The 22,083-nt window shown below is 72.7% G+C and carries 19 protein-coding genes and 1 pseudogene; 8 read left to right on the top strand and 12 right to left on the bottom strand.

Annotated elements, in window-relative coordinates; genetic code table 11:
- Positions 1-32 precede the first annotated feature (32 nt).
- Both ACZ7LT_RS28880 and ACZ7LT_RS28875 read right to left on the bottom strand, forming a co-directional pair.
- Positions 33-1,460, bottom strand: coding sequence for a HEAT repeat domain-containing protein (locus tag ACZ7LT_RS28880; RefSeq protein ID WP_471239039.1), 1,428 nt, complete (start codon positions 1,458-1,460; stop codon positions 33-35).
- A gap of 231 nt (positions 1,461-1,691) precedes the next feature.
- A complete protein-coding gene (locus ACZ7LT_RS28875; RefSeq protein ID WP_471239038.1) occupies positions 1,692-2,084 on the bottom strand; it encodes an ankyrin repeat domain-containing protein in 393 nt (130 codons plus the stop codon).
- A gap of 328 nt (positions 2,085-2,412) precedes the next feature.
- Here ACZ7LT_RS28875 and ACZ7LT_RS28870 point away from each other — a divergent pair, with 328 nt between their 5' ends.
- On the top strand, positions 2,413-2,607 hold the full coding sequence (locus ACZ7LT_RS28870) for a hypothetical protein (protein WP_128976945.1): 195 nt from the start codon (positions 2,413-2,415) through the stop codon (positions 2,605-2,607).
- 37 nt (positions 2,608-2,644) lie between these two features.
- Positions 2,645-4,231 (top strand): P-loop NTPase family protein, encoded by a 1,587-nt coding sequence (locus tag ACZ7LT_RS28865; protein WP_471239037.1) that lies wholly within the window; start codon positions 2,645-2,647, stop codon positions 4,229-4,231.
- A 617-nt stretch (positions 4,232-4,848) separates the two neighbouring features.
- Here the strand turns inward: ACZ7LT_RS28865 and ACZ7LT_RS28860 are convergent.
- Positions 4,849-6,366 carry an SCO1417 family PLP biosynthesis transcription factor gene (locus tag ACZ7LT_RS28860; protein ID WP_471239036.1) on the bottom strand — a complete coding sequence of 506 codons (1,518 nt, stop codon included), beginning with the start codon at positions 6,364-6,366 and terminating at the stop codon, positions 4,849-4,851.
- A 100-nt stretch (positions 6,367-6,466) separates the two neighbouring features.
- On the opposite strand from ACZ7LT_RS28860, the gene yczE reads away from it, so the two are divergent.
- The 4 genes from yczE to ACZ7LT_RS28840 all read left to right on the top strand — a co-directional run bounded on the left by yczE (position 6,467) and on the right by ACZ7LT_RS28840 (position 10,027).
- Entirely contained in the window at positions 6,467-7,135 is a 669-nt protein-coding gene (gene yczE, locus ACZ7LT_RS28855) for a membrane protein YczE (protein ID WP_471239035.1), read from the top strand.
- Positions 7,132-7,896 (top strand): glycerophosphodiester phosphodiesterase, encoded by a 765-nt coding sequence (locus tag ACZ7LT_RS28850; protein WP_471239034.1) that lies wholly within the window; start codon positions 7,132-7,134, stop codon positions 7,894-7,896. The genes yczE and ACZ7LT_RS28850 overlap by 4 nt, the downstream gene beginning before the upstream one ends.
- 48 nt (positions 7,897-7,944) lie before the next feature.
- On the top strand, positions 7,945-9,309 hold the full coding sequence (locus tag ACZ7LT_RS28845; RefSeq protein ID WP_471239033.1) for an MFS transporter: 1,365 nt from the start codon (positions 7,945-7,947) through the stop codon (positions 9,307-9,309).
- A gap of 343 nt (positions 9,310-9,652) precedes the next feature.
- Positions 9,653-10,027, top strand: a complete 375-nt coding sequence (locus tag ACZ7LT_RS28840; protein WP_026278069.1) for an RNA polymerase-binding protein RbpA — start codon at positions 9,653-9,655, stop codon at positions 10,025-10,027.
- 109 nt (positions 10,028-10,136) lie between these two features.
- Here the strand turns inward: ACZ7LT_RS28840 and fxsA are convergent, their stop codons facing one another.
- The 4 genes from fxsA to ACZ7LT_RS28820 all read right to left on the bottom strand — a co-directional run bounded on the left by fxsA (position 10,137) and on the right by ACZ7LT_RS28820 (position 14,054).
- A complete protein-coding gene (gene fxsA / locus ACZ7LT_RS28835) occupies positions 10,137-10,727 on the bottom strand; it encodes an FxsA family membrane protein (protein ID WP_471239032.1) in 591 nt (196 codons plus the stop codon).
- Between the two features lie 58 nt (positions 10,728-10,785).
- Positions 10,786-11,562 carry a polyprenol monophosphomannose synthase gene (locus tag ACZ7LT_RS28830; RefSeq protein ID WP_471239031.1) on the bottom strand — a complete coding sequence of 259 codons (777 nt, stop codon included), beginning with the start codon at positions 11,560-11,562 and terminating at the stop codon, positions 10,786-10,788.
- Positions 11,563-11,974: 412 nt separating this feature from the next.
- Complete coding sequence (locus ACZ7LT_RS28825) at positions 11,975-13,603, bottom strand: amidohydrolase (RefSeq protein WP_471239030.1); 1,629 nt, start codon at positions 13,601-13,603, stop codon at positions 11,975-11,977.
- Between the two features lie 10 nt (positions 13,604-13,613).
- Entirely contained in the window at positions 13,614-14,054 is a 441-nt protein-coding gene (locus tag ACZ7LT_RS28820; RefSeq protein ID WP_019884764.1) for an Lrp/AsnC family transcriptional regulator, read from the bottom strand.
- 199 nt (positions 14,055-14,253) lie between these two features.
- Between ACZ7LT_RS28820 and ACZ7LT_RS28815 the strand changes: the two genes are divergently transcribed.
- Positions 14,254-14,667 (top strand): hypothetical protein, encoded by a 414-nt coding sequence (locus ACZ7LT_RS28815; protein WP_471239029.1) that lies wholly within the window; start codon positions 14,254-14,256, stop codon positions 14,665-14,667.
- Between the two features lie 3 nt (positions 14,668-14,670).
- On the opposite strand, the gene ACZ7LT_RS28810 is transcribed toward ACZ7LT_RS28815, so the two are convergent.
- The 5 genes and pseudogenes from ACZ7LT_RS28810 to ACZ7LT_RS28790 all read right to left on the bottom strand — a co-directional run bounded on the left by ACZ7LT_RS28810 (position 14,671) and on the right by ACZ7LT_RS28790 (position 20,940).
- Positions 14,671-15,741, bottom strand: coding sequence for a phosphotransferase family protein (locus tag ACZ7LT_RS28810; protein WP_471239028.1), 1,071 nt, complete (start codon positions 15,739-15,741; stop codon positions 14,671-14,673).
- Positions 15,742-15,762: 21 nt separating this feature from the next.
- Positions 15,763-16,881 (bottom strand): Rv3169 family protein, encoded by a 1,119-nt coding sequence (locus ACZ7LT_RS28805; RefSeq protein WP_471239078.1) that lies wholly within the window; start codon positions 16,879-16,881, stop codon positions 15,763-15,765.
- 403 nt (positions 16,882-17,284) lie between these two features.
- Positions 17,285-18,457: an acyl-CoA dehydrogenase family protein gene (locus ACZ7LT_RS28800; protein WP_471239027.1), complete on the bottom strand. Its 1,173-nt coding sequence runs from the start codon at positions 18,455-18,457 to the stop codon at positions 17,285-17,287.
- 363 nt (positions 18,458-18,820) lie between these two features.
- Positions 18,821-19,441 (bottom strand): annotated as a pseudogene (locus ACZ7LT_RS28795) (TetR/AcrR family transcriptional regulator); the annotation flags it as partial.
- Positions 19,442-19,578: 137 nt separating this feature from the next.
- Positions 19,579-20,940: a peptidase C39 family protein gene (locus tag ACZ7LT_RS28790; RefSeq protein WP_471239026.1), complete on the bottom strand. Its 1,362-nt coding sequence runs from the start codon at positions 20,938-20,940 to the stop codon at positions 19,579-19,581.
- A gap of 185 nt (positions 20,941-21,125) precedes the next feature.
- On the opposite strand from ACZ7LT_RS28790, the gene ACZ7LT_RS28785 reads away from it, so the two are divergent.
- Positions 21,126-21,755, top strand: a complete 630-nt coding sequence (locus ACZ7LT_RS28785) for a uridine kinase family protein (RefSeq protein WP_471239025.1) — start codon at positions 21,126-21,128, stop codon at positions 21,753-21,755.
- Positions 21,756-22,083 lie beyond the last annotated feature (328 nt).

Here is a 22,083-nt window from a genome sequence, read left to right as displayed (position 1 = left end):
GCTCCGTACGCCCCTGAGGCTTCCGTACGCCCCTACGGCTGGAGGGCGTCGGGCTGTACGCCGCCGATGCGGCTGCGTACCGCGAGCTGGACCTCGGCCTCCTCGGCCGGGTCGGTGGCGAGCCTGCGCAGCCGCTCGGCGACCCGTATGTCACCGGTCTCGGCGTGCAGCGCGGCCACCTCGCGGGTGGTCTCCTCGCAGTCCCACAGGCATTCGACGGCGAAGCCGGTGGCGAAGGTGGGGTCGGTGCCGGCCAGTGCCCGGGCGGTGCGCCCGCGCAGTTGGGACGAGGCGGTTTCGCGGTAGACGTGGCGCAGTACGGGCGCGGCGCAGGCGATGCCGAGCCGCCCTGCGCCGTCGACGAGGGTGTAGAGCGCCTGGGCGTCGGGGCCTTCGGCTCGTACGGTCTCGCGCAGCGCGCCGAGGACCAAGGGGGCGTCCTGCGCCCCGCCGCGGAAGGCGAGCACGCCGGCCGCCGAGGCGCCGAGGGCATCGGGCCGGTGGACCCAGCCGCGGGCCCGGTCGACGGCCTCCTCGCCGCACATGCGCTCGAAGGCGCCGACGGCGGCTTCGGCGACCGTACGGGACGGGCTGCTCGCCGCGGCCTCGATGAGATCGAGGACGGCGGGGTCGCGGGCTTCGGCGAGGTAGTGGAGGGCGGCGCAGCGGGCGCCGTCCGGGCCACCCCGGGCGGCGTCGAGGATCGCGGGCCGGTCGTCGGGGCCCGCGACGGCGCTGAGGCAGCGGGCGGCGGGCACGTGCAGCACGCTGCCGCGCTCCAGGCCCTGCTGGGCCCAGTCGAAGACCGCCTGGACGCTCCAGCCGGGCCGGGGGCCGCTGGGGCGCATCTGCCGCTGCCAGCGGTCGAACGAGCCCTGTTCCTGGGCGGCCCGGACGCGGGCGCCGACGGCGTCGCGGTGGTCCTCGGCCCACAGCCGCCAGGGCCGGGGCTCGAACGCGTCGCGCACGGCGGCGGCGAGCTCGGCGTCACCCTCGGGGGTGGCCGGGAAGCGGGCGAGGACGGGCTCGGCGAGGGAGCGCAGGCCGGCGTCGTCGTCGCGCAGGGCGAGCTCGTCGAGGGCCCAGGCCCAGTTGGCGCCCGTGGCGGCGTACCGCCGGAGCACCACCAGGGCGTCCCTGCGCCCGTAGGAGGCGAGGTGCCCGAGGACGGCGAGGGCGAGCCCGGTGCGGGCCTCCTCGTCGTCGAAGTGGTCCTCGGCGGAGAAGAGGTGGGCCTCGATCTCCTGGAGCCCGCCGTGCAGGTCCAGGAAGAGGCGCGCGTAGTAGAGGGAGCGGTTCTCGACCTGCCAGTCGTGGCGGGGGTCCTCGAGGACGCAGTGGTTGAGGGCGGCGAGCGCTTCGGCGCGGGGCGCGGCGAGCGCGTGCAGCGTGCCGTCGCCGCGGCCCCTCTGCAGCAGGCCGAGCAGTGTGCCGCTCGGCGCTATGACTGGATCGAACATGGAAGATGCCTCACATCAAGCTGTCGACGCAACCGGGAAGTACCGGGACAAGGTGTTCGCCTAGGCCGCGCAGCAACATGATCGGCCGCTCGTCGTCCTTCGCTTGCTGTTGACCATCTTCCTCTGCCTCTCGTCGGTGGCCCCCTGCGGGCCCGACGTCATGATGACCCAGCCATTTCGCCACCGCGACCACATTTCCGGCGCCGTCCCCACCCGGCGTTCAGCCTCCGTTCACCGGGGGCCGAACAGCTCCAGGAGATCCGTCTTCCCAAACATCCGAGCAGTATCCACGGCGGACGGAGTCCCCGCTTCCGGATTTGCGCCGCCGGCGAGCAGTGCGCGGATGACGGCGTCCTCGCCCTTGAAGACGGCGCCGGCGAGCGGGGTCTGGCCGCGGTCGTTGGCGCGGTCGGCGTCGGCGCCGCGCACGAGCAGCGCCTCGACCGCCGCGGCGTGCCCGTGGTAGGCGGCGAGCATGACCAGGGAGTCGCCCTTGTCGTTGGTGAGGTTCGCGGAGACACCGGCGTCGATGTACGCGGCGAGCGTCTCGGTCTCGCCCCGGCGGGCCAGGTCGAAGATCTTGGACGCCAGCTCGATCACCTCTTGATCCGGGGCTTCGCTCATCGGACGGACCGCCTTTCTCGGGTACTGCTGCTGGTGGGGCGCACGGCAGGGCCCGCCGTACGAGTGAATCGACAGGGTACTGCCCGTTCACCGACATGACCTGCCCTGTCCACGGCAAAGATCACCGCGATCAGGCCGGTGTCGACGGGCCTGGGGGCGGCCCCTGAACCTCCGATTCCGCCGGCGCGCCACCCGGGGAACGGCCCGTCGTCCGCCAGTCAAGTGAAATCGCCGGGTTTTCACCCAGATGGGCCTTTTATCGCATAGATACTTCCCGTGAACCTGGAAGGACTCATGGTGACTGTCCCCTCAACCAGGAGAACCTCAAATGATCCTGTCCATCTCAGGTGTGGTGCTGCTCGGAATCATCTGCTTCCTGTTCTTCAAGAAGGACGGGCTCAAGGCATCGCACGCACTCGTCTGCGCGCTCTTCGGCTTCTACCTCGCGGGCACGGCCATCGCCCCGAGCATCACGGCGGGCGGCCAGAGTCTCGCCAGCCTCTTGGGCGGGATCAAGTTCTGACGCCCCTCGACCCCTTCCACCCCATCAGGAGCACGACGTGGCCCGGCGACCACTCCCCCGCATTCTGAGCAGCGGCAGCACGCAGATCGCTCGCAGCCGAGAGATCGCGCGTACGGCCGCCGACAGCGCCACCGACGTCCTCCACCCGCTGATCACGATCACGCGTGGTCTGCGGAGGCTGGCCGCGACCGCGCGAGCCAAGTGGGCCGCGACACCGAAGGAACAACGCGGTCCCCTGCTGTTCCTGGTCGCGGCCTGCGTCCTGGTGGTCGCCCTCGTGCCGTACGGGCCGCTCCTCGGGCTCGTGTCGCTGATGGGGGCCGCCGCGTGGAAGGGGCGTGAGCGGCCGGCCGTGAAGACCGGCCCCGACGACGCGGAGACCGAGCGCCTCAAGGCCCTCTACGAGGCCCTGGTGCCGTACTTCTCCGTACCGGAGGACCCGGCGCCGCTCTTCGCCCACGGCGGCGACTGGTCGGCCGCCTTCAGTGACTTCGCGTTCGACGGCGACGGACGGCCCACCCGGCTGCGGGTGAAGTACCCGGCGTACTTCACCGACGGCGAGCCGGCCGCGCGCGCCCGAATCGAACAGCTGCTGCACGCCAAGTCGGGTCGCGGCCGGGAGTACCTCTTCGACTGGGACGAGGAGGCCAATCAGCTCGAGATGAGCGTCCTGCCCGCGCTGCCCACGACCATCGCCGCGCAGCGCTTCGTCACCGCGCCCGGCGAGACGGTCCTCGGCTTCACCGACGCGGCCGCCGTCCAGCGGACCGTCCCGGTCCTCACCAGCGACGGCCCCGACGACGCCCCGCCGGTCCTGTGGCGCACGGGACCGCGCTCCACCGAACCGCACCTGCTCGTGGTGGGGCAGCCCGGCAGCGGTGCGACGACGCTGCTGCGCTCCCTCGCCCTCCAGGCCCTGACCTACGGCGACGTGCTGATCGTCGAGGGCGGCGGGACGGGCGAGTACGCGTGCCTGACCGACCGGGAGGGTGTCCTCGCCGTCGAATGCGGGCTCGCCGGGGCGCTGACGAGCCTGGAGTGGGCGGCGCACGAGACCGAGCGCCGGCTGATCGCGGCGAACCGGGCCCGGCAGGCCGGTCATCCGGCCCCGGAGGACACCCGGCGCCCGCTGTGGATCCTGCTGGACCGGCCCAGCGTCCTCGGCCACCTGGCCGCGGCGGACGACCGCACCGACCCGCAGGAGCTGCTTCAGGTGCCGCTGCGGCACGGGCGGGCGGCGCAGGTGACGGTGGTGGTGGCCGAGCAGTTCGACACGGTCGAGCTGCTGGACGAGACGGTACGGAGCCACACGCGGGCCCGGGTCGTGCTCGGCCCCGCGTCCCCACGGCAGATCGAGGCGGTCCTGGGCGCCGCGCCCCGCACAACCCCGACCCCGGTCGTCCCGCCGGGCCGCGGCTACGCCCGCCTCGGCACGGGCCCGGTGCTCCGTCTCCAGGTCCCGGCGACCCCGGACCCCAACGACGACGCGACGAGCGACCCCGACCGACAGGCGGTCCTGGCCCTCCTCCCCCCGCGCCCCCCGGCCCTGGACGACCCGGGCCCGCCGACGGAGTCGCTCCCGGTGATCCGCGTTGCGCCTCCGGCGGTCCCGGCGGAGGGGTGACGGGGCTGCCGCCGGCCTGGTGGCGTTTGGAGCTCCCCCACCCCACCCCTTCCCGAAACCCTGACGGGACCGGGGGCTCCGCCCCCGAACCCCCGGCGCGGCAGCTTCGTGCCGCGTGACACACCCTGCCGGCGGCGGAGCGAGCGGCGCCCGAATCCGCCCCGCCGCAGGCGGGCCGCCGGGCGGCTTCGCGCCGCGAAGAGCCGGAGTGCGGGGCACACACGCCCCAGGAACCCCGCTGCGGCAGCTTCGCACCGCGTGGCCCGCCCTGCCGGAGGCGGAGCCTGCGGCGCCCGAATCCGCCCCGGCGCAGGCGCCCGGCGGCTTCGCGCCGCGAAGCGCCTGTGCGGGGCACGCACCGGCCGGTAGATGGCTGCCACGTGGAGCAGGAGCCGGCCGCGGAGGTTGCGGGGGCGGGCCGCGGCGCGAAGCTGCCGCGCTGGGGTTCGGGGCGGAGCCTCGGTCCCGTCAGGGTTTCGGGGAGGGGCGGGGTGGGGGGATCTCCCCACCCCGCGGCCGCCCGGGCCCTACCCGCCCGCGCCCCCGCAACCTCCGCCGCCGGAGGCGGACGGAACCCCGGGGCCTGCCCACCCCACGCCCGCCGCAGACGGCCGCCCCTACGCCACGAACGTCCGTGGCGGCTCCGCCCCCGGCCCCGTGGCCGTACCCGGGGTCGGGCCCGACTTGACCAGGTGGGCCGCTGCCGCGAGGCGGGAGGCGGCCTCCTCGGCTACGGGGCCGCCGACCGTGAAGGGGAGGCGGACGTAGCCCTCGAAGGCGCCGTCGACGCCGAAGCGGGGGCCCGAGGGGACGCGGACGCCGACGCGTTCGCCGGCCTCGGCGAGGCGGGAGCCGGAGAGGCCGCCGGTGCGGACCCAGAGGGTGAGGCCGCCTTGGGGGACGTCGAACTCCCAGTCCGGGAGCTGCGCGCGGACCGCCGCGACCAGGGCGTCGCGGTTGTCGCGGGCCTGGGTGCGGCGGATCGAGACCGCCTGTTCCCAGCCGCCCGTCCGCATCAGCCAGTTCACGCCGAGCTGCTCAAGGACCGGCGTGCCCAGGTCCGCGTAGGCGCGCGCGGCGACCAGGGAGCGGATGACGTCGGGGGCCGCCCGGACCCACCCGATCCGCATCCCCGCCCAGAACGCCTTGCTCGCCGAGCCGACCGTGAGGACCGTGCTGCCCGCCGGGTCGAAGGCGCAGACCGGCCGGGGCATCACCACGTCGTCGTCGAGGTACAGCTCGGACATGGTCTCGTCGACGACCAGCACCGTCCCCGCCGACCGGGCCGCGTCGACCAGCCGGCGCCGCTGGTCCTCGTCGGCCAGCGCGCCGGTCGGGTTGTGGAAGTCGGCGACCACGTACGCCAGCCGGGGCGCCGCGTCCCGGAGCACCTGGCGCCAGCGGGGCAGGTCCCAGCCGGTCAGGCCCTCGGCCATGGCGATGGGCACCAGCCGGGCCCCGGCCTCCCGCATCAGCTGGAGGATGTTGGCGTAGGAGGGAGATTCGACGGCGATCCGCTCCCCCCGCCCGGCGAAGAGATGGCAGATCGCGTCGATCGCGCCCATCGCGCCCGTGGTCACCATGATCTGCTCGGGCATCGTGGGGATCCCGCGCTCGGTGTACCGGTCGGCGAGCATCTGTCGCAGCGTCGGCAGCCCGGCCGGATAGTCGCCGTGGGTGTGGGCGTACGGCGGCAGCTCCTCCAGGGCGCCCTGGATGGCGCGGGTGAGCCACGGCTCGGGGGCGGGCAGCGCCGCGCACCCCAGGTCGATCATGGAGCCGAGCGACTCCGGCGGCAGCGGCTCCAGGCCGCGAGCGGGGAGCGGGTTCCCGGCCGGGACCGCGGTCCAGCTTCCGGCGCCGCGCCGGGACTCCAGGAAGCCTTCGCCGCGCAGCGCCTCGTACGCCGCGGCGACCGTCGTACGGCTTACCGACAGCGCGAGGGCGAGCTCCCGCTCGGCGGGCAGCCGGGCGGCCACCGGCACCCGTCCCTCCAGGACCAGCAGCCGGATCCCGTCGGCCAGCGCGCGGTAGGCGGGCGGCTTGCGGGTGCCGGGCCCCGCGGGCCGGGGCTGCTGTGCGTTGAGCTGCCGGGCCAGCTGAGCCGGTCCTACTGCCGAAGTCCACTGCGCCATGGAACTCAGTCCACCTTCCTCGAATTGGCCCTGGTTGGCATCCAATTCCCAGCCACAGAGTGTCATGAGTCAGTCCAACCACCAACCCAGGGGGCACTCCTTGTCCATGGCGTCCGCGTTGCGCGGCCCGTATCTGACCCGTCGACTCCTTCAGCTGTACATCGGCCTGGCCCTGTACGGCGTGAGTTCGGCCCTCCTGGTCCGCGGCGGTCTCGGCCTGGAGCCGTGGGGGGTGCTGCACCAGGGCCTGGCCGAGCTGACCGGGCTGACCATCGGCGTCGTCTCCATCATCGTCGGCGCGGTCGTGCTGCTTCTGTGGATCCCGATCCGGCAGAGGCCCGGCCTCGGCACGGTCTCGAACGTCTTCGTGATCGGCGTCGCCATGGACGCCACGCTGGCCCTCGTCCCCGAGGTGGACGGCCTGGCGCTGCGGATCCCGCTGATGGCGGCCGGCATCGTCCTCAACGGCGTCGCCACGGGTCTCTACATCGCCGCCCGCTTCGGGCCGGGCCCCCGCGACGGCCTGATGACCGGACTGCACCGGCTCACCGGCCGCTCGATCCGGCTCGTACGGACCGCCATCGAGGTCGCCGTCGTCGTCACCGGCTTCCTGCTCGGCGGCTCGCTCGGCGTCGGCACGGTGCTGTACGCCCTGGCCATCGGCCCGCTCGCCCAGTTCTTCCTGCGCTTCTTCGCCATCCCCGCTCAGCAGGACGGCAGCGCCTCCGTCGCCTCACCGACACCGAAGCAGGCCATACTGCGGCGGTGACTCGCGTACGCCACCCCTATCTGGACCATCCGGCCCCCATCCCGTTCGCCCACCGCGGCGGGACGGCCGACGGTCTCGAGAACACCGCCGCCGCCTTCCGGCGCGCCGCCGCGACCGGCTACCGGTACTTCGAGACGGATGTGCACACCACCGCCGACGGCGCCCTGGTCGCCTTCCACGACACCACCCTGGACCGGGTGACCGACGCCCGCGGCCGGATCCGGGACCTGCCGTGGAGCGCGGTCCGGGAGGCCAGGGTGGCCGGCCAGGAACCGCTACCGCTCTTCGAGGACCTGCTGGAGGAGTTCCCCGAGGCCCGCTGGAACGTGGACGTCAAGGCCGAATCGGCCCTGGCGCCGCTGGTGGACCTGATACGCCGGGCCGACGCCTGGGACCGGGTGTGCGTGGGCTCCTTCGACGAGGGCCGGGTGGCCCGGGCGCTGAAGCTGGCGGGCCCGCGGCTCGCCACCTCGTACGGCGTGCGCGGGGTCCTCGGGCTCCGGCTGCGTTCACTCGGCATACCGGCGGCGCTGCGCCGGGGCGCGGTGGCCGCGCAGGTGCCGGAGAGCCAGAGCGGGATACGGGTGGTGGACCGGCGGTTCGTCGCCGCGGCGCACGCCCGCGGGCTCCAGGTCCATGTGTGGACCGTGAACGATCCGGAGCGGATGGCCTCTCTCCTCGACCTGGGGGTGGATGGCATCATGACCGATCATCTGGAGACGCTGCGCACGGTGCTGACCGACCGGGGAGTCTGGGTCTGACCGGCGGTCGGGGGCGTTCACCACGGGGACGAGCGAGGGGGCGCGGGCGTGAGCGGCGACACCGTCAGTACTGAGGACAGCTCCGGCCGGGAGGCCGGGCAGCAGGCGCGCAGACGCGAGCAACGCGGCTGGTATTTCTACGACTTCGCGTGCTCCGTCTATTCGACGAGCGTGCTGACGGTGTTCCTCGGCCCCTATCTGACGTCGGTGGCCAAGGCGGCGGCGGACGCGGACGGCTTCGTGCATCCGCTGGGGATCCCGGTGCGGGCCGGTTCGGTCTTCCCGTACGCGGTGTCGGTGTCGGTGGTGCTCGCGGTGCTGGTGATGCCGCTGGCGGGCGCGGCGGCGGACCGTACGGGCCGGAAGAAGCCGCTGCTCGCGGCCGCGGCCTACCTCGGGGCGGCGGCCACGGCGGGAATGTTCTTCCTGTCCGGGGACCGGTATCTGCTCGGCGCCGCGCTGCTGATCGTGGCGAACGCCTCGCTCGCGGTGTCGATGGTGCTCTACAACGCCTATCTGCCGCAGATCTCGGAGCCCGAGGAGCGGGACGGGGTCTCCTCGCGGGGCTGGGCGTTCGGTTACACCTCCGGGGCGCTGGTCCTCGTACTGAATCTGGTGCTGTACACCGGCCATGAGTCCTTCGGACTCTCCGAGTCCGAGGCAGTGCGGATCTGTCTGGCGTCGGCCGGGCTGTGGTGGGGCGCGTGGACGCTGGTGCCGCTGCGGCGGCTGCGGGACCGGAGGGTGGCGCCGAGCGGTGAGGGCGCGGTCGGCGCGGGCTGGCGCCAACTGATCGCGACCCTCAAGGACATGCGCCGCCATCCGCTGACGCTCTCCTTCCTGCTCGCCTATCTCGTCTACAACGACGGGGTGCAGACCGTGATCTCGCAGGCGTCGGTCTACGGCTCGGAGGAGCTCGGCCTCGACCAGACGACCTTGATCACGGCGGTGCTGCTGGTGCAGGTCCTGGCGGTGGTCGGTGCGCTGGGTATGGGGCGGCTCGCGCGGACGTACGGCGCGAAGCGGACGATCCTCGGGTCGCTGGCCGTCTGGACGCTGATCCTGGCCGCCGCGTATTTCCTGCCCGCGCGGGCGCCGGCGCTCTTCTACTGCATGGCCGGGGCGATCGGTCTGGTGCTCGGCGGCAGCCAGGCGCTGTCGCGTTCGCTGTTCTCGCATCTGGTGCCGCGCGGCAAGGAGGCCGAGTACTTCTCGGCGTACGAGATGAGCGACCGCGGCCTGAGCTGGCTCGGTCCGCTCGTGTTCGGTCTGGCATTCCAGGTGACCGGCAGCTATCGGGATGCCATCATCTCCCTGGTGATCTTCTTCGCGCTCGGTTTCGTGCTGCTCGCGCGGGTGCCGGTGCGGCGCGCGGTGGCCGCGGCGGGCAATCCGGTCCCGGACCGGATCTAGCCGTCCAGGCCGGTTGTGGCGGCGGATGTGGCGTGAACCACGGCATGGGTTCCGGCCCGGATTCGGCGCGAATTTAGACGCGGAAGTGAAAGGCCGGTAGTGTACGCCTTTGGCCTGCCAGGCGGACCGTTACTGCGTGTTGACTTCGTGAAGACGCTGGGTGACATCTGCTGCCAGATGTGACAAACCGGGCACTGGTGGGTACCCAAGCTTGGGAAAAAGCAGCGGCACGACGGGCGACGCATGACCCGGAACGGGAATCTTTACCGCCGACCGGACGTTGACCGGATGACGACGACAGCGACACCTGTCCTGTGGGCGACAAGCCCGGGAGGCACGATTCATGAGTGAGCGAGCTCTTCGCGGCACGCGCCTCGTGGTGACCAGCTACGAGACCGACCGCGGCATCGATCTGGCCCCGCGCCAGGCGGTGGAGTACGCATGCGAGAAGGGCCATCGTTTCGAGATGCCCTTCTCGGTCGAGGCGGAGATTCCGCCGGAGTGGGAGTGCAAGGTCTGCGGAAGCCAGGCACTTCTGGTGGACGGGGACGGCCCCGAAGAGAAGAAGGGCAAGCCTGCGCGTACGCACTGGGACATGCTCATGGAGCGGCGCACCCGCGAGGAGCTCGAGGAGGTGCTGGCCGAGAGGCTGGCCGTCCTGCGCTCCGGCGCCATGAACATCGCCGTGCATCCGCGCGACAGCCGGAAGTCCGCGTAAGCGCGCCACTTCAGGTCCGACAACAGCCGCGGGGCGCGGTACACCGAGTGTGTACCGCGCCCCGCGGCTGTTCGCATGTGTGCCCCGGGCGTCCGGGAGGTCAGGGACCTCAGGGAGCGAGCGGCGGGCGCGGGCCTTCGGAGCCGTGAGGACCGCTGCTCTGCGGCTGCCCCTGCGGGCCGTCGTCACGAATGACCTCACCCTGCACGACCTTGCCGTCCGGGCGGTGAATGCGGGCCTGCTGGAAGGCGTCGCCGAAGCTGCCGGCCGTGGCCGAGCGCATCTTGCGGTCCAGCGCCTTCTGCGCGTACCGGCTCAGCGCGCCACGCACCGGCGCTACGAGCAGCAGCAGTCCGGCCACGTCGGAGACGAAGCCGGGCAGCATCAGGAGCAGGCCGCCGAGCATCAGCAGGCCGTTGCCGGTGGACTTGGGGTCCTGGGTGGGCGCCTGGCCCGACTGCTGCTGCTGAAGGGTTTCGGTGAGGGACCGGAAGGCCCGCCGGCCCGCGCGCTTGACCACCACCGAGCCGAGCACGCCCGCGCCGATCAGCAGGGCGAGGACGGTGAGGCCGCCGGCGGCGCTCCCGACCAGGATCAGCAGCCAGATCTCCAGTACCAGATAGGCGGCGATACCGAGCGGGGCGAGCGTACGGGCGCGTGAGCGCTTGCGGGCGAGGGGAGGCGTGGCGCCGGTCGTCATGGTCCCAGTGTGCCTGGCGCCTCGCCGGTACGGCATAAAGACCGGCGGCGATACGGGGTCAGCGGCGCTTGGCGGAAGCCCGGCCGAGGAGCTTGTTCGCCCGGGAGCCGACGCCCCAGGCGGTGACCCGCCACAGCGCCTCGACGAGGATGTCCCGGCTCATCTTGGAGTCGCCGCGCTCGCGCTCGACGAAGGTGATGGGGACCTCGACGACGTGGAAGCCGGCGGCGACGGCGCGGCGCGCCAGGTCGACCTGGAAGCAGTAGCCGGCGGAGGCCACCTCGTCGAGTCCGAGGCCTTCCAGGGTCTCCTTGCGGAAGGCCCGGTAGCCGCCGGTGACGTCCCGGATCGGGACGTCGAGCAGGACGCGGGAGTAGAGGCTGCCGCCCCGGGAGATGAACTCACGGGACTTGGGCCAGTTCACGATCCGGCCGCCGGGCACCCAGCGGGAACCGAGGACCAGATCGGCGCCCTTGAGGGCGGTGAGCAGCCGGGGAAGCTCCTCGGGCTGGTGGGAGCCGTCGGCGTCCATCTCGACGAGTACGCCGTAGCCGTTCTCCATGCCCCAGCGGAAACCGGCGAGATAGGCGGCGCCGAGCCCTTCCTTGCCCTTGCGGTGCAGGACGTGGACGTGGTCGTCCTCGGCGGAGAGCTCGTCGGCGATCTTGCCGGTGCCGTCAGGGCTGTTGTCGTCGGCGACGAGGATGTGCGCGTCGGGCACGGATTCCCGCACCCGGGCGACGATCGGCTGGATGTTCTCGGCCTCGTTGTAGGTGGGGATGATCACCAAGGTTCTGCCGAGTGGGCCGTATCGCCTCTGGCCACCGTCGTTCACTACTGCCCCTTTGACGTCCGTACGCAGATCCCCACCATAGCGAGCCTCACGCGTCACACGGGCTTCCGGTGCGGCGCCGGTCTGTGGATGGGGGCCCGGGTGTCCTTCGGGCCGGCCTGGGACCCGCTGGCTGCGGGTCGACCGAGAGCCGTTGTCTACTGAACGTCCGGGCCCCACCCGGGTCGCACCTCCCCCGGCTCCTGCGAGCACGGGGAACCCCCGGCCTGGGAGAAACCTTCAACCGGCCGGACGTCCTGTGGTGGACCCGACCGAACCTATCGGCCGTCGGCGGTTTGCTGTCAATACCGCTCTGACCTGCGGCGTCGACCTATACGAAGGGGCCGGTGAGGAAGATCCGCAGGTCGAGGACGAGCCGGGGAACCGGCGGCCGGCGGTACGAAATACCCCTACGTCACTCGTTCGGCCGTACGAAAACCGTTTGTCCGAAGACCACGGTGCGCAGGCACACCGGCAGGTCATGACCGGGGGTCAGGTCGGGCAGGCCGGGGGTTCCGGACCGGGGGTCGGTGGACCAGCGGGCGACCCGGTCGTCGGGGGCCTGGACCACCAGCTCGCCGGTGCGCCAGACCGCATAGTCGGCCGGGGCGCCGGGGACCAGCACGCCGGCGTCGTCCCGGCCGGTGGCCCGCCAGCCGCCCCGAGTGTGGGCGGTGAACGCGGCGCGGACCGAGATGCGGTGCTCGGGCGTCCGGTGGAAGGCGGCCGCGCGGACGGTTCCCCAGGGGTCGAGCGGGGTGACCGGGCTGTCGGAGCCGAAGGCGAGCGGGACGCCGGTGCGCAGCAGGGCGGCGTACGGGTTGAGGGTGCGGGCCCGCTCGGCGCCCAGGCGCTCGGCGTACATGCCGTCCTCGCCGCCCCAGGCGGCGTCGAAGGCGGGCTGGACGGAGGCGGTCAGGCCCAGCTCGGCGAAGGCGGCGATGGTCTCGGGGGTGAGCATCTCGGCGTGCTCGACGCGGTGGCGGGCGGCGCGGATCCGGGCGAGGCCGAGCTTCTCGGCGGCCGCGCGGACGCCGTCGACGACGGTGCTGATCGCCGCGTCGCCAATCGCGTGGAAGCCCGCCTGGATCCCCGCCTCGGTGCAGGCCACGACATGGGCGGCGACGGTGGCCGCGTCCAGGTGGGCGAGGCCGGTGTGCGGGGTGTCGGCGTACGGGTCGTGCAGGCAGGCCGTGTGGGAGCCGAGGGAGCCGTCGGCGAAGAGGTCCCCGGCGGCGCCGTGCGCGCCGAGCGCGCGGGCCCGTTCGACGTCGAGGTCGGCCCAGTAGCCGACGACGCGCGGGCCGGGCTCGTCCAGGGCGAGCAGGGAGGTGAAGTCGTCCTCGGAGGAGATCTCGGGGCCGGCGCACTCGTGGACGGTGCCGATGCCGAGGGAGGCGGCGTGGCGCAGGGCGGCGCGCTGCGCCTCGGTGCGCTGGGGCGGCGAGAGCGCGGCGTACGCGGCGGCGCGCACGGCGTGGTGGGCGTCGCCGGTGAGCGGCTCGCCGTCGTGGAAGCCGGTCATCGCGCGGATGCCGGGCACGAGGTCGAGCAGGGCGGTGGTGGCGACGGCCGAGTGGACGTCGATGCGGGTGAGGTAGAGCGGGCGGCCGCCGGTGAGCTCGTCGAGTTCGGCGCGGCGCGGCGCGCGGCGCTCGGGCCAGCGGGAGGCGTCCCAGCCGTGGCCGATGAGGATCCGGTCGCCGGGGCGGGCGGCGGCGTACGCGCGGATCCGGTCGGCGGCCTCCGCGAGGGAGGCGGCGCCGGTCAGGTCGAGGCCGGTGAGGGCGAGGCCGGTCGAGGTGGTGTGCACATGCGCGTCCACGAACGCGGGGGTGACCAGGGCGCCGTCGAGGTCGACGACCTCGTCGACGCCGGAGGCGAAGGCGTCCGCGGCCCCCTCCGAACCCACCCAGGCGACATGGCCGCGTTCCACGACCATGGCGGTGGCGAAGGGGTCGGCGGGGCTGTGGACTTCTCCGCCGCGCAGCAGCACGGTGCGGTGCGCGCCGTCGGGCAGCGGCTCGGTCAGGCTCTCGGTCATGGCGACCAGCCTAGATTCGTGGCGGCCTCGCTTCGTACGGGGTCGACAGGACCACCGTGGTGCGGCTGGAGACATGCGCCTGGGAGCGGATGCGGCCGAGCAGGTGCTCGAGCTCCAGCGGGGTGGCCACGCGCACCTTGAGGATGTAGTTCTCGTCGCCGGCGACGCTGTGGCAGGCCTCGATCTCGGGGATGTCGGCCAGCCGGTCGGGGGTGTCGTCGGGGGCGCTGGGGTCGAACGGTTTCACCGAGATGAAGGCGGTCAGGGGCAGGCCGACCGCCTCGGGGTCGACGACGGCGGCGTAGCCGCGGATCACTCCGCGCTGCTCCAGCCTGCGTACCCGCTGATGAACCGCCGAGGTGGACAGGCCGGTGGCCTTGCCCAGGTCGGTGTAGCTCATCCGCCCGTCCTTGACGAGCAATTCCACGATCTGACGATCCAGCTCCTCCATGCGGTCAACCTATTGCCCCGGGTGGTCCACGGCACAGTCGGGGGCAACACGAAGCGGCATCTGCGACGGGCATGTGACGAAGGCCACAGGCGTACACTCGCCGTCGGCCGTGACCTCACGGTTATCCAGGGTCCGCGGAGGGAAAAGCTTGCTGTGGTCGAGGCCACAGCAGAGCGGCCCACCCGAGGGGGAGATTCCCATGCAGAGCGTGAAGCGCACCGGACGCACCGAACCGGAACCTGATACAGGCGTCGTCTCCGGCGGGCTCGACGAGTCCGAGGAGTACGACACATACGACACTTTCGAGATGGTCCGGGTGATCTGCCCGGACTGCGCGCAGCCGATCGCGCTGCTCGCGGACGAGGACCGGCTGCCCGAACACGCGCTGTGCCCCACGCCGTGGAACCCCTTCGTGCTGTCGGTCTGCGCCGGCACGGGCCGTGACGCGGCCGAGGCGCACGCCGCCGACGAGACGCTCGAGGTCCAGGAGCAGGACACCGCGCTGCTGTTGACGCTCCCGCAGGGGCTCGACTGGCGGACGCAGCCCTTCTCGCACGTCGGCGGTCCGGGCTCGCGTCCGATGAAGGTGCCGCAGATGCGGCGCGCGGCCTGACGGCTACCAGTACGTTCCCTGCACCATGGCGGCCAGCTCGGCGTGGTGCAGGATCAACAAGTCCGGATTCTCCGGCACCCGCACCTCACCGAAGTGGACCTGGCGGTAGGCCACCCGCAGCATCACCACGGCATGCCGCAGGGCCGCGTAGAGGGTGTAGAAGTCCATGTCGCGCGGCGTGTGGCCGGTGAGTCCGGCGTAGCGCCGCTCGACGGCGTCCCGGCGCAGGAAGTCGGGCAGGCCCCGCTGGCCGGAGCCGACGGTCAGGTCCTGGAAGAAGCGGTGCAGATAGATGGCCCATCCGAGGTCGACCTCGCGCGGGGCGGGCGCCGCCATCTCCCAGTCGAGGACGGCCGCGGGTGTGAAACCGTCGTAGATGACATTGCCGATGCGGGCGTCGCCCCAGCTGAGGACCGTGGGGCCCTCGTCGGCGGGCCAGTGGGCGTCGAGCCAGTCGAAGCCGGACTCGATCAGCGGTGAGCGGGGCAGTGCGTCCACCACCCAGGCGTAGTACTCCCGCGCGGCCGTCACATGGCGCCGTAGCGCGCTGCCCTCGACGGCGGGCGCCGGGTACTGCTCGTGCAGCCGGGCGAGGAGCGAGACCGTCGACGCTTCCAGGGCGGCGCGCTCGGCGTCGGTCGCGGCGTGCAGCCAGTTGCCCTCGTAGGTGTAGGGCATGACGTCGGGCGGTACGCGGCCCTCGACGCGCTCCATGACGAAGAAGGGGGCGCCGAGCGGGCCGGGGTCCTCCTCCAGCCACAGCACGCGCGGGACGGGCAGGTCCGTGTGGCGGGCGACGTCGCGCATCGTCTCGTACTGGCCGCGCAGGTCGTAGACGGGGAAGATCGTGTACGCGGCGGGGTCGGCCGCGAGCCGCAACGCGCAGGCCCGTACAGGCGGTTCGGGATGGTCGAGGTCGAAGAGCAGGGTCTCGCTGGACATGCCGTTGGACTGCGGCACGCGCAGTGAGGAGATCTTCGCGCCGGGCAGCCGCGCGTCCAGCCAGGCGGTAAGCCGGCGGGCCAGCTCCTCGGGGTCGCGGGTGGTGGTACGGGGCCGGGGTGCCGTGGCCATGACGTCCTCCCTGCCCGGCCGCTACGGGGCGACCGAGTCGTAGCCGGTGAAGCCGCTCGGGTCGTGGCGGCCGAAGGAGCCGTGCTCGAAGATGCCGTGGCCGACGCGGCCGTCCATGGTGAAGCGGGCGGCGTGGTCGGTGACGCCGAAGGCGGCCATGGGGTGGGCGGCGGGGTCGGCGAGGTCGTAGACGCGCCGGTCGGTCCAGCCGCGGCCCTGCCAAGTGCCGTGCTGCCAGTCGGTGGCGGGCGGGTAGCCGGCGCCGACGGCGAGCGGGGAGGAGGCGAGGATGTCGACGCCGACCTCCAGCGGCTTGCCCGCCGGGTCGGTGAGGTGGATGACGGCGTGCTCGGGGTGGCGGGTGCCGGAGCGGTAGGTGATCTCGGTGCGGGGCCAGCCCAGTTGGGTGTCGCGCCGCCCGTCGCGGACGAGCACGGTCTCGCCGAGGCCGCGGTAGCCGTCGGCGTCCTCCTGGACGATCACCATCACGAAGCGGTCGTCGAAGCGCATGGGGACCCAGAGCCAGTGGAAGCCCTCGGGGCGGAACTCCTCGGCGCGGCCGGGTTCTTCGCCGGGGATGGGACGCACACCCCAGCTGCGGTCGCGGGTGCCGGTCCACTCCCCCGCGGTCACGGGGATCTCCTCGCCCGCCACCCGGATCGTGCCGGTGCAGTGGCCGGCCTGGACGAAGCGGCGGCCCTCCAGGGTGAGGCGGTCGCCGCGGCGCTGGGTGTGGTGGGGTTCCCACAGGGCGGGGAAGTCCGCGGTCCAGGTGAGGTCGTAGGAGAGCGAGTCGGGGTCGTCCGGGTCGGCGTCGCAGTGCAGGCCGAGGCGGCGCAGCGGCTGGTCGACGGTGATGCGCAGGGGGCCGACGGAGAGGTTCAGCCGGTCCTCGCCGAGCGCGTCGGAGGCGCGGACGGCGTGCAGGCGCTCGCCGATGCGCACGGTGGCGTAGGCGTCGATCACGCCGGTGTTGGGGTAGACGCCGAGCCCGGCGATGAGCAGGGCGCGGCCGCCGTGGTCGAAGACATGGAAGATGCACCGGTCGTAGGCGTTCCGGTCGCCGCTGACGTGGTGCTTCATGGAGAGCGGGGCCTGGTGCACGGGGTACTCGTCGAGCGCGATCGGTCGGTCGTCCAGCACGCCTGACCTCCTGGGCGGGAAAGGGGAGTTGACGGTACGTCAGATCCCGGCCAGGAGGCCATAGCCGTGCGGGCGGCGCTTCCGGGCCCGGCCCGGGGTCCGGCCAGGGGCCGGCGCGGGTAAGGGGCGAACTGGCGGGCGAATCCGCCCGGCGGTGACCCGCACCCGGCGGGGCGCGTTGGGACGGGCATGACTTCGCTGTACTCCCCCGGGAGCTACGGGCGGCGCCGATTGGCCGCTCCGAGCGCCGAAGAATCGGTTCCTCTTCCCTCCGACCCGCCGATCTACAAGGCGGTGCTCCGCCAGTGGGCGAGCCATGGCAGAACCCTGCCGGGCCGCCGTGACCAGGAGTGGACCAGGCTCACGGCGGCTCCGGTCTGGGTGGACCGGACCGCTCGGGTCAGCGGGACTCTGGTCCCGCGAGGTGACGGGCGATGACCATCCGCTGGATCTGGTTGGTGCCTTCCACGATCTGCAGCACCTTCGCCTCGCGCATGTAGCGCTCGGCCGGGAAGTCCTGGGTGTAGCCGTAGCCGCCGAGGACCTGCACCGCGTCGGTCGTCACCGCCATGGCCGCGTCCGTGCAGAACAGCTTGGCCATCGCCGCCTGCTTGGAGAACGGCTGTCCGGCGTCCCGCAGCCGCGCCGCCGCCAGGTAGAGCGCACGGCCGGCCTCGATCTTGGTCGCCATGTCCGCGAGCATGAAGCGCATGCCCTGGAAGTCCGCGATCGGGCGGCCGAACTGCCGCCGGTCCGAGGCGTACGAGACGGCCTCGTCGAGGGCCGCCTGCGCGACGCCGACGGCGCACGCGGCGATCCCCAGCCGGCCCGAGTCGAGCGCTGACAGGGCGATCGCGAAGCCCTGGCCCTCCTCGCCGATCCGCCGCGCGTCGGAGACCCGGACCCCGTCGAAGTGCAGCTGAGCGGTGGGCGAGCCCTTCATGCCCATCTTCTTCTCGGGCGCGGCCGCGCTCAGCCCCTCGGCGTCGCCTGGGACCAGGAACGCGGTGATGCCCTTGGGGCCCTCCACGCCGGTGCGGGCGAGGACGGTGTAGAAGTCCGCGACACCGCCGTGGGTGATCCAGGCCTTGGTGCCGTTGATGATCCATTCGTCGCCGTCCCGGACGGCCTTGGTGCGCAGCGAGGCCGCGTCGGAGCCGGAGGACGGCTCGGAGAGGCAGTACGCCCCGAGCAGGCCGCCGCCGAGCATGGCCGGCAGATGGTCCGCCTGCTGCTGCTTGGTGCCGTAGCCCGCCAGCGCGTGGCAGGACAGGGAGTGGACGCTCACGCCGAGGCCCACGGTGAGCCGGGCGGCGGCGAGCTCTTCGAGCACCTGGAGATAGACCTCGTACGGCTGGTCCCCGCCGCCGTGCTCCGAGCCGTACGGCAGCCCCAGCAGGCCTGATGCGGAGAGCAGGGTGAAGACCTCGCGGGGGAAGTGGCCGGCTTCCTCCTCCTCGGCCGCGCGGGGGGCGATCTCCCGCTGGATCATGTCGCGGACCAGAGCGATGAGATCCCTGGACTCCTCGGTGGGCAGCTGTCGTTCCACCGGCTGCGGGGCGCGGTCGGGCATTGCGGCGCTCTCCTCCCTGTCGGGCGCTACGGCGGGCGCGCGCGAAGGGTTGGGCGGCGCCGCCGGGTCTCACTTACGCGCCGATGCTGCCTCCCCGGATCACGGAAGTGGCTGACCAGCGGCTGTGGCGGGTTGAGTATGCCCGATCGGCGGGCTCCCGTCACGGGGTGGAAGTACCCGCTCCGGCGGGGCCCGAACACGGCGTGGTCTGCGGGAAGGGCGGGGAGGACGCTCCCCGCCCCCGCCTCATGCCCCGGGCGCCGGTGTGGACCCGGCCGTGACGGCGTCGACGGCCGGTTCCCGCACGGTTCCCGAGGCTGCCTCCGCCGCGTGCTCCGGACGCCGCGGTGCCGGTGCGGATGCCGCTTCCGGAGCCGGGCACTGCGGGACGTACTCCTCGATCGCGGACATCGCGGCCTGGAGCAGCCGCACGAGGAAGGCGCAGAGCGTCGCGCGGTCCGGGTCCTGGTCGGCGAGCCAGTCGAGGGTGATGCCCTCGACGCTGCTCAGCCAGCCGAGCAGGGCGAGGTGGGCGAGGCGCGGGATCTCACGGTGGCCGTAGGCGCCCTCGGCGATGGTGGCGACCAGCTCCTGGCGGACCGCGTCCCTGATCGCCTGCACCTCCGTGTCGAAGCCGACGCCACCGGTGACGATGGTGCGGTAGGCGGCCTGATGGTGCTGGGCGTAGCGCAGATAGGCGTCGACGGTCCGCTCGACGCGCTCACGGGGAGGCAGCTCGGTGTCCCCGGACGCGCGGGCGACCAGATCGGCGACCGACTCCTCGACGATGGCGAGGTAGTAGCCGCGTTTGCTCTTGAAGTAGTAGTAGATCAGCCCCTTGGCGACCGAGGCGTGCCGGGCGATGTCGTCCATGGACAGCGCGTCGTACGAGGTGTCGGCGAACAACTTCCGCCCGATCGCGAGGAGTTCGGCGCGACGTACCTGGGATCGTTCGCTGTTTCCGCGCTGTTGACTATTATTCAAATTCAGCCCTACTCTCCCACTGCCACGACAGTCCCCGCAGTATGGCAGACGTACGGGAGTGTCAAGTGAGCCCGGAATCAGGGGCGTTGACGCCCGTTCGGACCACCCCGAAGACCTACGGGAAGACGTCCTTACGTTCAGCGGATGCCGAGCGCCCCCAGCGCCAGGCGCTGGGCGGCCGTGGGGTGGGCCGGGAAGTAGAGGTAACAGACCCCGCCGGTGCCGGAGACCACCTTGCCGCTCGCGTTGTACCTCTTGGTCCGCAGCCAGATGTTCTCCCACTCCCGGCGTAGGTAGACCCGGCGCACGGCGTCGTTGCTCGGCGAGGCCGGGTCGTTGGCGATCACGTCGCCGTCTGCCGTGAAGCCGACCACCGTCATCAGGTGCCCGGCGGTGCCGTAGCCCGCGCCCGTCAGCTCGTCCTTGCGGAAGGACTGGGAGGTGATGGCCGGGATGCCCACGCGGATCAGGCCCTCCAGCTCGGTCAGCGACCGCAGGCGGGTGACCACGGCGCTCATGTCCGGGTACGTGGCCGCGTAGGCGGCGTTGAAGGGCCAGTTGCCGCAGCCGCGGTACTGGTAATCGTAGGTGTACCGGGCCGCGTGGCAGACCTGCGGGTCCTCGAAGGCGGGGTTCACCCAGGCCAGCTGCTCGGCCGTGGGCCGCCGGCCCCAGTACTCGACGATCATCTGCGAGGAGGTGGGGCTGCACCACGCCTCGCCGCCGTTGTCGTACTCGGGGTACTGCCCGACATGGGTGTTCTGCGAGTAGCGCGGCACGGTCAGCTCGCGCGCGGTGCAGGGGGCCGACGCCGGGACGGTGAACCGGTCCGGGATGTCGGAGGCCATCGCGCCGACCCGCCACACCGTCGGGGTCAGCGCGGTCCCGGGGGCGCGGTAGAGCGTGACCCTCAGCTGGTACGCGACCAGGCGCAGGCCGTCGGCCGGATCGTCGACGGCGAGGGTGTCCGTCCATACGGTGCTGCGGCCGTCGCTCTGGTCGTCGACGGAGGTGCGGCGCAGGTCTCCGTCCCCGGCGGCCCAGCGGCCCATCGCGTACCAAGGCGTCTCGCTGCCGTCCGGGTAGGTGCCGCGCAGCTCGACGGCGAGCCAGGTGCCCGCGGGGGTGTCCGCGTTCCAGGAGGCGATGATCTCGGTGGCCGGGACGGTGGTGATGTGCGGCGGGGAGGTCCAGGTGGCGTACTCCCAGGTCGCCGTGGTGCCGGTGTGCGGGTCGGTGTGGTCGGCGCGGCCCAGCGGGGAGGCGATGACAATCCCCGGGCGGCGCCCGGCCACCGCGCGCGTGCCGGCCGCCTCGCCGCCGCGCCAGTCGGTGTACGAGGACCAGAAGCGGTTGTCCACCTCTCCGGTGCGGGCCGGGGGCCGGGCGGGCGGCGCCGCGTCCGGTGTGCGCGTCGCAGCGACGGCCGGGACGGCGGTGGACGCGGCGGCGGCGAGCGCGGCGGCCAGCACGGTTCTGCGCGGAGTGGAATCGGGCATGGGCGGTGACCCCCAGTCGGGAACGGCGGTGCTGCGGACGGATGGGGTGTGCCGGGCGTGGGGTCACTATCGCGGCTGGGACGGCGCCCGTGCCAGCGATTCGCCGCGTGCCGACGTACCAATATGGGTCTCGACCACTGGAGCCGCCCGCGCCCCGGGAGACCCGCGCCTCGTAGGGTGGCGCCATGGACACCCTCGACCGGTCGGCCGCCCGGCTGCGCGCCCTGCCCCCCTCGTGCGGGCCGGTGCGGCTGATCGCCGTGGACGGTCACGCCGGTTCGGGGAAGTCCACCTTCGCGACCCGGCTGTCCGCCGCGCTCGGCGGCGCCCCGGTGCTCCGGCTCGACGACCTGGCCACCCATGAGGAGCTGTTCTCCTGGACCGGCCGCATGCTGGCCGAGGTGATCGCTCCGCTGTCGCGCGGAGAGCGCGTGCTTTATCACCCGTACGACTGGAATCTGCGGCGCTTCGGGCCGCCGCGCACGCTGCCCGCGGAGCCGGTGGTTCTGGTGGAGGGGGTGGGTGCCGGGAGGCGGGCGCTGCGGCCGTATCTGGCGCGGCTGCTGTGGATGGAGCGCGGCCCGGAGGAGTCCTGGGCCCGGGGCCGGCACCGGGACGGACCTGCGCAGTCCGCTTTCTGGGACGGCTGGACAGTGGCGGAGACCCGCCATTTCGCGGGCGACCCTTCGCGTCCGTACGCCGATGCGCTGATACGCGAGTGTCCAGAGGGGTACGAGTGGCTGCCGGGGCCTTCTGTGACCGCGCCCGCCGACCGTCCCGTCACTCCCCGTGACGGGTTCGTGCCTCCGTACTGACCAGTCGGCATACACCCTCGGCCAAGCCTTCAACTCTGCTTGACCGACGGGGCGTACAGGTCTTACGTTCTCAATGTGCGGCTTTTCGGAGCCGCCGCAGACGCGAAGCCCCCGGTTGTTCCCCCGTGATCGGGGGCTTCGTTCTGCCCCTTCCTCCCCTTCACCGGCGCCGTACCACATCATTCGATCACCCTCGGTCACTGCCGCCGTTCACCCTCCGGACCCTTAATCACACCCGCCCTGCGCAGGTACGATGCCCCCGGTGCGGTCAAATCCCGTCCACGAGAACGCTGTTGGGTACGGCTCCGGCGGGCGCCCGCCCGGCGGG

This window comes from Streptomyces sp. NPDC039465, assembly GCF_055639315.1.
Note: the sequence above shows the minus strand (reverse complement) of the source record. Positions and strands in the feature narration are given on the sequence as shown.